The sequence below is a fragment of the Bradyrhizobium sp. genome (genome assembly GCF_035701725.1).
GTDB lineage: Bacteria > Pseudomonadota > Alphaproteobacteria > Rhizobiales > Xanthobacteraceae > Bradyrhizobium.
Map to the genome: position 1 here is coordinate 15,083 of NZ_DASSRP010000413.1, position 12,820 is coordinate 27,902.

Here is a 12,820-nt window from a genome sequence, read left to right on the forward strand (position 1 = left end):
TTCCTGGTCACGCGCCCTCGGCCAGCACCAGCGATACGAAGCACCATGTCCGACCTCACCTTGACCGCAGGACGCGCCCGGCAAAAGGCACAGGACGGCACGTATCCGCTCATCCTGATTTCGTCGCTGTTCCTGGCCGCGGCGATCATTCTCGCTCTGCCCGCGATCAAGGACGGCGTGTTCGATGCCCTGTCCACCGACGACGCCTTCCGGCTGGTCGAGGTTCGCGACCTGATCGGCGGCCAAAGCTGGTTCGACCTGTCGCAGTACCGGATGAATCCGCCGGGCACCTTGATGCACTGGTCGCGCCTGATTGACGCGCCGCTGGCTGCGTTCATCCTTCTGTTGAAGCCGATCTTGGGAATGCACGGCGCCGAAGCCGCCACGCTCTACCTTTGGCCGACGTTGCTGCTTGCGCTCGCGCTCGTGCTGGTCGCGGCGATCGCAAGGCAAATGAGCAACAGCAGGAGCCCGGTGATCGCAGCGGTGGCGCTGGCCGTGGTCTGCGTGCCGGCGCTCGGCCATTTCCGCGCCGGCGCGATCGATCACCACAACGCCCAGATCGATCTGGTGCTCGCACTGGTCCTGATGGCGGTGCAGATCGAGCGGAGCGCCGCGAAGGCTGCACTGGGCGGCCTCTTTGCCGCGCTGTCGCTTGCGATCGGCGTCGAAATGCTGCCTGCTATAGCCGCGGTCGGACTTGCGGTGTTCGGTCTCTTCGTGTGGCGCGGCGCGGTTGTTGCGCGGCAGGTCGGCGCCTTCGGTGCGGCACTTGCGGCATCATCGCTGCTGCTCGCGCCCGCATTGCTTCCGCCGGCCGCACTAACCGCGCCGGTATGCGATGCCTTTGGCGGCCCGGTGCTGCTGCTGACTGCGGGCGGCGGTGCCTGCCTCCTGCTCATGATCGCAATCGATCGCTATTTTCAAACCCTGTCGATGCGGCTCGTCAGCGGCGCGGCACTCGGCATCGTTTTCGCCGGAGCTTTCGTCGCGTTGTTTCCAGGATGCGTGGCGCCGCCTTACGCGCATCTCGATCCACTCGTCATCAGCTTGTGGATCGGCAATGTTGCAGAAGCGATGCCGTTCGGCAGGATCCTGCAGCTTTTTCCGGAAAAGACTGCCGCCGTTTACGGCTTTTCGCTGCTGTCCCTTGGCTTTGCCGTGGCGACGCTGATCCGCTCGGCGCCCGCGGAAAGATTTCGCTGGATCGTCGGCATCGCGGCGTTGACGGCGCTGATCTTAACGAGCTTCTGGGAGGTACGCGCCGCCGCCGGCGCATCGATGGTGGCGACGCCGCTGCTCGTCGCCAGCCTTGCAGTCCTGTGGCCGCGACTGGCTTCCGGACCGAGCCTGCTTGTCTTGTCGGCGCTTCTGTCGCCACTGAGCCTTGCGGCCGTCGGGCTTTCGATCAAGCCGTTGACCGATACGATGTTCAAGCCGGACATCATCGGCGACATCTCCTCATGTCACTCGCTGGCGGACGTCGCTTCCCTGAGGCGGTTGCCGAAGGGCCGCGTGATGGCGCCGGTCGATCTTGGACCGGCGATCCTCGCGCAAACCAATCACGACGTCTTCGCCGGTCCCTATCACCGCGACAATGACGGCATCGCCGCGCTGATCAGGCTGATGATGGCGTCTCCAGCGGCCGCGGAGCAGATCCTGAAGAATCGTGGCGCCGACTACGTCCTCACCTGCCCGGCGTCTCCGGACACCAATATCATCAAGCTCGCGCCCGACGGGCTGGAGGCCCGTCTCGCCCGCGGCGAAACGCCGGACTTTCTGGAGCGGGTCCAGCTCGATCCCGCCGACAAGATCGCGGTGTGGCGGGTGAGAAAGTAAGGCCTACTCCAGCCGCTCGACCCCGCGCAGCGACGGAAACAGCTTCATCCAAACCAGCGCAATCGCGACTGTGGCGACGCCGCCGATCACGGCGGAGGCGACCGTGCCGAACAGCGCGGCCGCGACGCCGCTCTCGAACTGGCCGAGATAGTTCGAAGCATTGATGAACAGGAAATTCACCGCGCCGACGCGGCCACGCATCTCGTTCGGCGTCGACAATTGCACCAGCGAGAAACATATCACGACGCTGATGGTGTCGGCGGCGCCAAGAACGGCGAGCGCGAGCACCGACAGCCACATCCAGTGCGACAGAGCAAACACGATCGTTGCGATGCCGAACACGATCACCGCCTGAAACATCCTCAATCCGACGCGGCGGTTGATGGCGCTTCGCGCCAGGATCGCGGTCATCAGCAGCGCGCCGACCGCCGGCGCCGCGCGCAGGATGCCGAGGCCGAACGGCCCGGCGTCGAGGATATCGCGCGCATAGATCGGCAGCAGCGCGGTCACGCCGCCGAACAGCACCGCGAACAGATCGAGCGAGATGGTGCCGAGGATGGCGGGATTGTTGCGGATGAAGCGGACGCCGGCAAAGACGTCGTCGGCCGTGGCCGCGTCCTTGTCCGCTTCCGGTTCGCTGGCGCGGATGCCACCCGTCAGTAGCGCGGACAAAAGCCAGAACATCAGCATGATGCCATAGGGCAGACCGGACGCGACGGCGTAGGCGATCCCGCCCAGCGCCGGCCCGGTGATGGTCGCGAGCTGAGCGGCGGCACTCGAGAGCGCGGTCGCGCGTTGCAGCGAACCTCGCGGCGCGATCAGCGGCAGCAGCGCCGCAATGGTCGGGCTTTCGAACGCTCCCGCCATCCCGAGCACAAAGGTCGCGACGAAGATATGGATCTCGGTCAGCCAGCCTCCGTAGGAGCCGTAAGCCAGGAACAGCGCGGTCGCGGCTTCCGCGAGCTGGCAAAGCTGCACCACGCGCTTGCGCTCGAAGCGGTCGGCGGCGTGGCCGGCCACGAACACGAGCAGCGCCGTGGGGAGAAACTGCACCAGCCCGACCATGCCGAGATCGAAGGCGCTGCCGGTCAGGTCGTAGATCTGCCAGCCGATCGCGACGGCGCCGATCTGACTGGCAAACCGCGTCAGGCTTCGCGACAACAGGAAGAAGAGAAATGAGGGTTGCTTGAGTAGCGTTCCGGCACTGACCGGCAGAGGCGAAGGCATAGTAGCGATCGGTGGCCGATGGCACCGGCAAAGTCAACGCCACCAAGGGAATGGCTCTTGCATGGCATTGCGCCACAAACTGCAAGGCTGCCATACTCGGTCCCGGGTCGCTCGCTCCCTTCATCCTGAGGAGCCGCGCAAGCGGCGTCTCGAAGGATGAGGCCGCTATCGGGCCTCATGGTTCGAGACGCCGCACTCGCGCCTCCTCACCAGGAGGTTTGGAGTGTCGAAGGGGAGCTGTTCGAAAGATGCTGCAACTGCAATCGGTGTTCGGTGTCGTCGTCCTGCTGGCGCTCGCCTGGGCGCTTGGCGAGAACCGCCGCGCCGTCTCGCTGCGGCAGGCCGCGATGGGCCTCGCCGTCACCGTTGCGACCGCGATTGTGCTGACCAAGCTGCCGGCCGTGGCGCATCTGTTCGGTGCGATCAATGATGCGGTCGGCGCGATCGCGGCGGCCTCGCGAGCGGGCACGTCATTCGTGTTCGGCTATCTGGGCGGTGGCGCGCTGCCGTTCGAGCTGAAATCGCCCGGCGCCGAATTCATCCTGGCGTTTCAGGCGCTGCCGATCGTGCTTGTCATGAGCGTGCTGACCACGCTGCTGTTCTATTGGCGCATCCTGCCGCCGGTCGTGCGCGGCATGGCTTTCGTGCTCGAACGGACGCTTGGGATCGGCGGCGCGGTCGGGCTCTCCACGGCGGCAAACATCTTTCTCGGCATGGTGGAGGCGCCGCTGTTCATCCGCCCGTATCTGGCCGCGCTCACGCGCAGCGAACTTTTCCTGGTGATGACCGGCGGCATGGCCGGGATCGCCGGCACCGTCCTCGTGCTCTACGCCACGCTGCTTGCTCCGCTCATTCCGGATGCGGGTGCGCATTTCGTGATCGCTTCGGTGCTGGGCGCGCCCGCCGCCATCCTCGTCAGCCTGATCATGGTGCCTGAGACGATCGCGGTGAAAACCGGCGGCAAGGCCGGCGATCCGCGGCTCGCTGACGATCCCGACCTACACGCCGCCTCCACCATGGATGCGATCGTCAAGGGCACCACGTCCGGCCTCGAACTCTTGCTCAACATCGTCGCCATGCTGATCGTGCTGGTGGCGCTGGTCCATCTCGGCAATGCGATGCTCGGCCTGTTGCCGGAGATCGGCGGCGCGATCACGCTGCAACGGCTGCTCGGCTATGTCATGGCACCGGTATGCTGGCTGATGGGATTGCCGTGGCCGCAAGCGGTCTCCGCCGGCAGCCTGATGGGCACCAAAACGGTGCTCAACGAACTGATCGCCTATGTGGATTTTTCGAAACTGCCGCCGGACACGCTCGATCCACGCTCGCGCCTGATCATGCTCTATGCGATGTGCGGCTTTGCCAACTTCGGCAGCCTCGGCATCATGGTCGGCGGCCTCGGCGTCATGGCGCCGGAGCGGCGGGCCGAAATCAATTCGCTCGGCCTGAAATCGATCGTCTCGGGCACGCTGACCACCTGCCTGATGGGCGCGATTGTCGGCGTGCTGACATGATACGCTGGACTTCACCGGTTTGCCTTGGCTAGGTTGCCGGGGTGCTCCGATGGCGGAAAAAAGCGCGTGGCAGAGCCTGTCGACGACGTGCCCAACTTCAGCCCGTTCTGGCAGGACTTGCTCTCCGGTCAGCATCCGATGCTGCGGCGGGGCCGTCAGATGTTCCGCCTGCTGTCGCCGACCGCGACCGAGCGCTGCCGCCTCTGCTATGCCGGTTTCGACGGCTTTACGGCGCCGGCGCTGCGCCTGATCGGACGCGGACCATGGCGGCGCAATCCGCATATGTGCGAAAAGTGCGAAGCCGTGTTCGCTGAGCACCGCGGCGGGACCGAACTCGAGATCGCCCTGCTCTATGCCGACGTGCGTGGCTCGACCCAGCTTGCCGCCGGCATGAGGCCGGCGGAGTTCGCCGCACTGATGCAGCGCTTCTTCCGCACGGCAACGGTCGTGTTCAACCGGAGTGACGCAGTCGTCGACAAAATGGTCGGCGATGAGGTCATTGCCCTCTATCTGCCCGGCCTCGCCGGCTCAGATTATCGAAAACGCGCCATCAAGGCCGGGCTCGATCTGCTGCGAGCGACCGGTCACGCCGATCCGCATGGGCCCTGGCTTCCGATCGGCATCGGCGTGCATGCGGGCAAGGCATTCGTTGGCTCGATCGGCATCGAGGGCGGCAATTACCAGTTCACGGCCTTGGGCGACGCCATGAATTTCGGCGCCCGGCTGGTGGCCTCAGCGAAAGGCGGCGAGATGATCGTCAGCCAGGCGGCCTGGCAGCCTCTGCCGGAACTCGCGAGCAGCGAACAGCGGCGCTTTGCGCTCAAGGGCTATCCGGATCCGGTCGATGCCCATGTCGTGCGGCTCGCCCCATCAACCGGATGACGCTTAGGGCGCGCGCGCTGCCAATAGCCGCGGCGCGATCTTGCCGGCGACATAGGCCGAGCCCTCGGCCGTCAGATGCGCGTGGTCCCAGGCCAGTGGCACGCCGCCCTCCAGCGTGAGCGGACATTGCCGCGCCGGACAGACCGCATCGACGACCGAAACATAGGAGAAGCCGTCACGATCCGGCAGCGCCGTCTTCATCCGCGCATCGAAAGTAAAAATGCCAGGCAGCACGAAATCATCGGGGCGCGCCTCTGCTCCGCGCAATTGCGTGCGCAACAGCATCGATGGAAGTCTCGCCTTGAATTGCACGGCCGGCCCCAACAGCACGACCGAAATGCCCTTCTCGTTGAGCGCGGCAATGGTTTTCGCGAGGTCGGCGATCATGCCATCGAAGCGCGAACCGCGGCCGTATTCCAGCCAGTCTCCGGCCATGATGACGAGGTCCGGCTTATGGTCGCCGACGAAGCCCGCGATCTGCGTGGCGAAATCGCGGCACGAGGGATTGCCTTGCGCCGCGGCGTTCAAGGTCGGCATGCAAGCGGCTTGCGTCGCCTGCAAGAGATTTAGCCCGCGTAATGCAGCCACCGCGTTCAGGCCGGAATAATAGTGAGCGCCGAAGCTGTCGCCCCACAGCATCCAGTTTGGCTTGTCTGGTGCCAACGACAGGCAAGACGTGGCGATGACGCCGCTTGGCGGCCGGAAGCACGTGCCCAGGCGGTACAACGACGAAATGTCATACGCATCGTAGGCTTCAAGCGCGCGAGCGGCGCTATCGGCGTTCGACGGGTTGCGGCTTGCGAAAAAGCCGGACGCACTCACGAGTATCAGCACCACGCTCGCCGCGAAAGCCAAGACGAATGCCGAACGCCGGCTCGGCGCGAGCGTCCGATCGCGGAACGGCTGCTCGACATAGCGCCACGACAGATACGAGATCAACGTCGTCAGCGCGAACAGCAACCACTTGTCGGTTGCATCCAGCACCAGGCTGCTTTTCGAAAACCGCGCAAAGGTAAACAGCGGCCAATGCCAGAGATAAAGCGAATAGGAGATGCGTCCGAAGAAGCGGATGATCTCCAGCGGCGAAAAAGGCCCGCGCTGCTGCGAGGTCACGCCGATGCCGCTCCAGATGAACAGTGCCGCGCCGATACAGGGCGCAAGCGCATTGACGCCGGGAAAACCGGGCCCCTGGCGCAACCCGAAGATCGGGACCGCCAGCAGGACCAGCGCCGCAGCGCGCGCGATTGTTTGCGCCAGCGGCTGCCGCAACAGCGGAACGGCGGGGCTCGCGACGAGTCCGCCGACCAGGAACTCCCAGGCTCGTGGCGGGCTCAGGAAAAATGCGGCCGCAGACGCGCCCGATTGCATCAGTCCGACCGACAGCGCAAAGGAGGCGAGCGACAGCACCGAAAGCAGGATCGGCAAAGCGAAGCGGCGATCTCCCGCGAAGCGTACCAGGGCCCACAGCACCAGCGGCAGCGCCAGATAAAACTGCTCTTCGACCGCAAGCGACCAGGTGTGCAGCAACGGCTTTTCGACCGCGGCATGGTCGAAATAGCCGGTCCGGAGCCAGAAGAAGATATTCGAGGTGAAGGTGACGACGGACGCCATCGAGCGGAAGAATTCCGCGCGCTCGGACGTCAGCAGATAATGGAAGGACGGGATCGCGGTCAGCGCCACCATGGCGTAGAGCGCCGGCAGCAGCCGCCGCACCCGCCGTTCGTAGAACCGCGCGAAGGAAAACGTGCCGGTCTTCAGTTCGGACTGGATGATGCCGGTGATGAGATAACCGGAGATCACGAAGAAAATATCGACGCCGACAAAGCCGCCATAGACCGGCGCCTCAAAGTGAAACGCCACCACCGACAGCACGGCTATGGCGCGCAGCCAGTCGATGTCCTCGCGATAGGAGAAGGTCATTGCGTTTCCGTCATGCCCGGGCTTGACCCGGGCATCCACGTCTTGGCGACTTTTTGACAGGGAAGACGTGGATGGCCGGGACGTAGCCCGGCCATGACGAGCCTTGATTCATCACACCGTCAGCTCGACCGTCTTGAAGTCGGCCGGCAGGATCACTTCCAACAGTTCGACATCGTCGGAATAATCCATGATCAGGTGCTTGATGCGCGGCGGCTGGGTCCAGGAGCTCCCCTCGCGGAACGTCGTCTCGCCAACGCCCTCCATATAGGTCTTCACCCAGCCCTTGAGCACATAGACCATCTGGAAATCGACGTCGTGGAAGTGCAGCTTCGAAACCACATCGGGATCGCACGGCCCCATCAGGCGGATGACATGCGCCCGCGCCACGCCAGAGCTGGCTTCCGCCACGCCGAGATCACGGTACTTCGCGTAGGTGCGCAGGCCGTCGGCCTTGAAGTCTTCGTCGCGATGATGGCTGATGGCGACGCGCTGCTTGGGCCGCGCGCGCTTCGGCGCCGGCGCCGCCCTGCCCTTGCTGGCGAGCTTGCGGCGCGCCGTCGACTTCGCCGCAGTCTTGCGCGGTGAGGATTTTTTTCGCGCCGATGTTTTCGCAGCGCTTGATTTGGCGGCCGCGCGCGAAGCCGGCTTCTTCGATTTCTTTTTGGCCATCCCTGCTCTCCCTGTTCGTTCGAACAAGGCTAGCACAGACGCGTCATGCCGTCATCGCGGGCGATAGCGACGCGATCCAGTCGCCTGAAGGGCTGGATTGCTTCGTCGTTTCACTCCTCGCAATGACGTGGGGAGAGAGATTCAATGCAACCGGAACACGCCGTCGACGGCGCGAAGCTCGGCGGGCTTGATCAGCTTGGAGTGCGCGATGCGGACGGAATAAAGCGGTCCCTCGAGCTTTTCCTGCCAGAACTGCAGGAAATCCGTCAGCGCGGGAAACTTGGGGAACAGATCGTAATTCTGCCAGACATAGGTCTGGAGCAGTGAAGGATGATCCGGCAACCGATAGAGAATTTCCGCCGTCGTCAGCCCGTAACCCAGCACCTGTTTCCGGAAGTCTTCGGAAACACCAACCCGCGAGACCATGCGAACCCTCCGTATTGCGAGAGTGCAGCTGGAGCCGCGCCTGGCGAGTCGAGATGCACTCACATGAGAGAAATGTGACGCACGCGAACAACCCATCACAAGCCTAAATGTTTAACGATGTGTTGAAAAAGTCTGCATTAGCAGCCACTTAGAGGAGCTGCTAATAGCGCGCCGGCCGGTCCGGGACGACGGCGTAGCGTTAACGATGCGCGCGAAAACTGGCAGGCACCCTGTTGGAGTGCCAAATTTTCTGCTATCGCCTCTTGTCTCTCCCAAAACTCTGGATTATGTCACTTTCGCCCGCTGGCACTCGTCGGCGGCGACTGCCAATTCTGCAAAATTCGCGAACATCTTCAGAAACTTAGGAGGACTGCATGAAATTCCGTCCGCTTCACGACCGCGTCGTGGTCAAGCGCGTCGACGCCGAAGAGAAGACCGCTGGCGGCATCATCATTCCCGACACGGCCAAGGAAAAGCCCTCCCAGGGCGAAGTGATCGCGGTTGGCCCCGGCGGCCGCGACGAGTCCGGCAAGCTGATCCCGATCGACATCAAGGTCGGTGACCGCGTCCTGTTCGGCAAGTGGTCGGGGACCGAGGTCAAGATCGATGGCGAAGATCTCCTGATCATGAAGGAGAGCGACATCATGGGCGTTCTGACCGACGTCGCCACCAAGAAGAAGGCCGCTTAATCGAAGCCGTTTCCTCATCCTGAGGGCCGGCGAAGCCGGCGTCTCGAAGGATGAGGCCAATGAACCCTCTCCTCCTTCGAGACGTCGGCGCAAATGCAACGCGTTTGTCGCCTTCTACTCCTCGAGGCACGAGGACCTGAAATCAACTGAGGAAAACCAAATGTCAGCCAAAGAAGTGAAATTCGGCGTCGACGCCCGCGACCGCATGCTGCGCGGTGTCGACATCCTCGCCAACGCGGTCAAGGTGACGCTCGGCCCGAAGGGCCGCAACGTCGTGCTCGACAAGTCGTTCGGCGCCCCCCGCATCACCAAGGACGGCGTCACCGTCGCCAAGGAAATCGAGCTTGACGACAAGTTCGAGAACATGGGCGCCCAGATGGTGCGCGAAGTCGCCTCCAAGTCGGCCGATGCCGCCGGCGATGGCACCACCACCGCGACCGTGCTCGCGGCTGCGATCGTGCGCGAAGGCGCCAAGTCGGTTGCCGCCGGCATGAACCCGATGGATCTGAAGCGTGGTATCGACCTTGCGGTCGAAGCCGTCGTTGCGGACCTCGAGAAGAACTCCAAGAAGGTCACCTCGAACGAGGAGATCGCCCAGGTCGGCACCATTTCGGCCAACGGCGACGCCGAGATCGGCAAGTTCCTCTCCGACGCCATGAAGAAGGTCGGCAATGAGGGCGTGATCACGGTCGAGGAAGCCAAGTCGCTCGAAACCGAACTCGATGTCGTCGAAGGCATGCAGTTCGACCGCGGCTACATCTCGCCCTACTTCGTCACCAACGCCGACAAGATGCGCGTTGAGATGGACGATGCCTACATCCTGATCAACGAGAAGAAGCTGTCCTCGCTCAACGAGCTGCTGCCGCTGCTCGAGGCCGTGGTGCAGACCGGCAAGCCGCTGGTCATCGTTGCGGAAGACGTCGAAGGCGAGGCTTTGGCCACGCTTGTGGTGAACCGTCTCCGCGGTGGTCTGAAGGTCGCGGCCGTCAAGGCTCCGGGCTTCGGCGATCGCCGCAAGGCCATGCTGCAGGACATCGCGATCCTGACCGGCGGCCAGGCGATCTCGGAAGATCTCGGCATCAAGCTCGAGAACGTCACCCTCAACATGCTTGGCCGCGCCAAGAAGGTGATGATCGACAAGGAAAACACCACGATCGTCAACGGCGCCGGCAAGAAGGCCGACATCGAGGCGCGCGTGGCGCAGATCAAGGCGCAGATCGAGGAAACCACCTCGGACTACGACCGTGAGAAGCTCCAGGAGCGTCTGGCCAAGCTCGCCGGCGGCGTCGCGGTGATCCGCGTCGGCGGCGCGACCGAGGTCGAGGTGAAGGAGCGCAAGGATCGCGTGGATGACGCGATGCATGCGACCCGCGCGGCTGTTGAAGAAGGCATCGTTCCGGGCGGCGGCGTCGCGCTGCTCCGTGCTTCCGAGCAGCTCAAGGGCATCCGCACCAAGAACGACGACCAGAAGACCGGCGTCGAGATCGTGCGCAAGGCGCTGTCGGCGCCGGCTCGCCAGATCGCGATCAACGCGGGCGAAGACGGCTCCGTCATCGTCGGCAAGATCCTCGAGAAGGATCAGTACTCCTATGGCTTCGACAGCCAGACCGGCGAGTACGGCAACCTGGTCAGCAAGGGCATCATCGACCCGACCAAGGTGGTTCGCACCGCGATCCAGAACGCTGCCTCCGTGGCCGCGCTCCTGATCACGACCGAAGCCATGGTCGCCGAACTGCCGAAGAAGGCTGCCCCTGGTCCCGCAATGCCTCCGGGCGGCGGCATGGGCGGCATGGACTTCTAACGCAACGCGTTAGCAGTCGCCGCCCCTGAATCCAAGAATGCTCAAACCGGGCAAGCCCGGTTTGAGTGGCGGCATGGACTTCTAAGCGACGAAGTCGTCCCGGACGCGATGCAGCACGCAGTGGTGCATCGCTGATCCGGGATCTCGCTCCACAGCTAAGAAATGCAAAACCCCGGCAGCGATGCCGGGGTTTTTGTTTTGGGGTTCGCACTTAACGCCGTCATTGCGAGCGACGCGAAGCAATCCAGCTGTCGTGGGGGCCTAGTGCTGGACCGCTTCGTCGCATTCGCTCCTCGCGATGAGGACGATTAATGCCTGACCATCAGGTCAGGTGACGCACGAGACGGCTTGAACCGAAACGACCTCTCATACGACCAATTTCCAGATGCGATGGTCCATTCTTGTTCTGCAGCTGCTCGCCGCCATTGCCAGCCTGGTCAACATCATTGGATTCCGGCTGGACAACTTGCTCCGCAACGGCCCGATCGATCTCGATCGGTTGACCCTCGCGGCGCTCGCCGCTGTTGTCCTGCTGACGGTAGAAGTCCTGATCATTTGCCGACGAGGCGCGGTGCTGAGGCCGCCGCGCGCGGCAATTACAGTTCTGTTGGTTGCGCTGACGGCGGTTTCGGGGTTTGTGCCTAGACAGGTCGACGCTTACGCCCGCGCCGCCGAACAAGAGGCGCGCGAGGCGGAGCGGCAACAGCGCTATCAAGCGTTCACACGCGAGCTGCTCGAGCAAACCGATGAAGTTGAGAAACGGGCCACCCAGGCAGACGCCTTCGATTCCGATCAGGCGTGGGCGTTTCTGGACGCCCTGAGCAGCACCACCTATTGGGACGATGGGGCTGGTCCGCTCAGCGTTCAGGCGCTGGAGCTGTTGCGTAAGGCGCTGGCATTGAAGCTCATCGACGTCAACGGAGAGGTGCGGGGTCACCGCGTCAAAGAGCCGGTTGCCCGGCCGCTGTTCCTGCAATTCTATAAGGAGCGGATCGAGCCGCTGCGCTACTCGCTCACGAGGCAGGATTGGGAGATCATGCGTCTGCTCGCCTCCGCAGACGCGGATCTGAGCTTGCCCGATGCGGCACCACTGGTGGCCGATTTGGCGAAAACCGCGGTCCCGGGTCCGCCGCGGTTCGTGACGTTGAAATAGGACTGCGGGCGTGCGCGTTCGGGTGGCTGCTGGGTCCTGATCACGCAGCGGCCGGGGGCGCCGGGCTGCCGAGAAGCCGGCAGGAGGCTTCCGAGTCATCGGCCACGCCGCGGCATGGCCGACAATCTTTATATTCCCGCGGGAACCCCTGAGCGGGCCTTCCGACTTCTCCCCGCGAGACCGTTGCCCGCCGTTATGAATGACGGCGCATGTAGCGGATACCCGCCGTTCGCGTTGTTCATCAATGCTCGGCGCCTCGCTCGGTGAGCGCCTTGCGAAAATATGGCTTCCGGCCTCGCTCCGCGCCGGAATGACGCGCGGCTATCTCACGCCTTGCGCCGCCTTGTTTTTCGCGTTCGGCTTGATGTCGTTTTTCATCTGGATGCAGGTGACGAGATCGAGATAGCTCGTAGTGCCGAGCGAACGGCCCTCGCTCTGACAGCGGCTGCGGATCGAGGCCTCGGTCGAGCTCCACAGCGAGTTGAGTCGCTCTCTGGCGGCTTCTTCGTCATGCACGCACTCGTCGACGCTCTGCCCCATGGTGGAACGCAGCATCTTGGCGTCAGCGTCCCTGTGCTTGCAGAGCGTCTTGACATTCAGCTCGGGCATGCGGGCCGAAGCGGGCGCGGCGGCCAGCATCAGCAGCGCGGCAACGATCAGCGATGCGTATTTCATCCGCGTTCCCTAATCAGCCCGAACG

The 12,820-nt window shown here is 63.7% G+C and carries 11 protein-coding genes; 6 read left to right on the forward strand and 5 right to left on the reverse strand.

Annotated features, from left to right (window positions below):
• Window positions 1-45: 45 nt before the first annotated feature.
• Complete coding sequence (locus tag VFL62_RS25080; RefSeq protein ID WP_325175084.1) at window positions 46-1,839, forward strand: hypothetical protein; 1,794 nt, start codon at window positions 46-48, stop codon at window positions 1,837-1,839.
• Between the two features lie 3 nt (window positions 1,840-1,842).
• Here VFL62_RS25080 and VFL62_RS25085 read toward each other — a convergent pair whose 3' ends face one another.
• Complete coding sequence (locus VFL62_RS25085) at window positions 1,843-3,066, reverse strand: MFS transporter (protein ID WP_325175085.1); 1,224 nt, start codon at window positions 3,064-3,066, stop codon at window positions 1,843-1,845.
• Window positions 3,067-3,314: 248 nt separating this feature from the next.
• Between VFL62_RS25085 and VFL62_RS25090 the strand changes: the two genes are divergently transcribed.
• Window positions 3,315-4,580, forward strand: coding sequence for a NupC/NupG family nucleoside CNT transporter (locus tag VFL62_RS25090; protein WP_325175086.1), 1,266 nt, complete (start codon window positions 3,315-3,317; stop codon window positions 4,578-4,580).
• 66 nt (window positions 4,581-4,646) lie between these two features.
• Window positions 4,647-5,462, forward strand: coding sequence for an adenylate/guanylate cyclase domain-containing protein (locus VFL62_RS25095; RefSeq protein ID WP_325175087.1), 816 nt, complete (start codon window positions 4,647-4,649; stop codon window positions 5,460-5,462).
• A gap of 3 nt (window positions 5,463-5,465) precedes the next feature.
• Here the strand turns inward: VFL62_RS25095 and VFL62_RS25100 are convergent, their stop codons facing one another.
• From VFL62_RS25100 to VFL62_RS25110, 3 genes are all read right to left on the reverse strand, one after another.
• On the reverse strand, window positions 5,466-7,382 hold the full coding sequence (locus tag VFL62_RS25100; RefSeq protein ID WP_325175088.1) for an acyltransferase family protein: 1,917 nt from the start codon (window positions 7,380-7,382) through the stop codon (window positions 5,466-5,468).
• Window positions 7,383-7,493: 111 nt separating this feature from the next.
• Window positions 7,494-8,051, reverse strand: a complete 558-nt coding sequence (locus VFL62_RS25105) for a cupin domain-containing protein (protein WP_325175089.1) — start codon at window positions 8,049-8,051, stop codon at window positions 7,494-7,496.
• Between the two features lie 141 nt (window positions 8,052-8,192).
• Window positions 8,193-8,477 carry an usg protein gene (locus VFL62_RS25110; RefSeq protein ID WP_325175090.1) on the reverse strand — a complete coding sequence of 95 codons (285 nt, stop codon included), beginning with the start codon at window positions 8,475-8,477 and terminating at the stop codon, window positions 8,193-8,195.
• Between the two features lie 374 nt (window positions 8,478-8,851).
• Here VFL62_RS25110 and groES point away from each other — a divergent pair, with 374 nt between their 5' ends.
• From groES to VFL62_RS25125, 3 genes are all read left to right on the forward strand, one after another.
• Window positions 8,852-9,166 (forward strand): co-chaperone GroES, encoded by a 315-nt coding sequence (groES, locus tag VFL62_RS25115; protein ID WP_325175091.1) that lies wholly within the window; start codon window positions 8,852-8,854, stop codon window positions 9,164-9,166.
• 160 nt (window positions 9,167-9,326) lie between these two features.
• Window positions 9,327-10,967 (forward strand): chaperonin GroEL, encoded by a 1,641-nt coding sequence (gene groL / locus VFL62_RS25120; RefSeq protein ID WP_325175092.1) that lies wholly within the window; start codon window positions 9,327-9,329, stop codon window positions 10,965-10,967.
• 385 nt (window positions 10,968-11,352) lie between these two features.
• The gene (locus VFL62_RS25125; RefSeq protein ID WP_325175093.1) at window positions 11,353-12,120 is read left to right on the forward strand and encodes a hypothetical protein; all 768 of its coding nucleotides are present in this window, start codon (window positions 11,353-11,355) and stop codon (window positions 12,118-12,120) included.
• Between the two features lie 321 nt (window positions 12,121-12,441).
• Here the strand turns inward: VFL62_RS25125 and VFL62_RS25130 are convergent, their stop codons facing one another.
• Window positions 12,442-12,795, reverse strand: coding sequence for a hypothetical protein (locus tag VFL62_RS25130; RefSeq protein WP_325175094.1), 354 nt, complete (start codon window positions 12,793-12,795; stop codon window positions 12,442-12,444).
• Window positions 12,796-12,820 lie beyond the last annotated feature (25 nt).

Coding starts and splice junctions, on each gene's coding strand:
- VFL62_RS25100 (WP_325175088.1), bottom strand. CDS start 7,382: ATGACCTTCTCCTATCGCGAGGACATCGACTGGCTGCGCGCCATAGCC.
- VFL62_RS25090 (WP_325175086.1), top strand. CDS start 3,315: ATGCTGCAACTGCAATCGGTGTTCGGTGTCGTCGTCCTGCTGGCGCTC.
- VFL62_RS25130 (WP_325175094.1), bottom strand. CDS start 12,795: ATGAAATACGCATCGCTGATCGTTGCCGCGCTGCTGATGCTGGCCGCC.
- VFL62_RS25110 (WP_325175090.1), bottom strand. CDS start 8,477: ATGGTCTCGCGGGTTGGTGTTTCCGAAGACTTCCGGAAACAGGTGCTG.
- groL (WP_325175092.1), top strand. CDS start 9,327: ATGTCAGCCAAAGAAGTGAAATTCGGCGTCGACGCCCGCGACCGCATG.
- VFL62_RS25125 (WP_325175093.1), top strand. CDS start 11,353: ATGCGATGGTCCATTCTTGTTCTGCAGCTGCTCGCCGCCATTGCCAGC.
- VFL62_RS25105 (WP_325175089.1), bottom strand. CDS start 8,051: ATGGCCAAAAAGAAATCGAAGAAGCCGGCTTCGCGCGCGGCCGCCAAA.
- VFL62_RS25080 (WP_325175084.1), top strand. CDS start 46: ATGTCCGACCTCACCTTGACCGCAGGACGCGCCCGGCAAAAGGCACAG.
- groES (WP_325175091.1), top strand. CDS start 8,852: ATGAAATTCCGTCCGCTTCACGACCGCGTCGTGGTCAAGCGCGTCGAC.
- VFL62_RS25085 (WP_325175085.1), bottom strand. CDS start 3,066: ATGCCTTCGCCTCTGCCGGTCAGTGCCGGAACGCTACTCAAGCAACCC.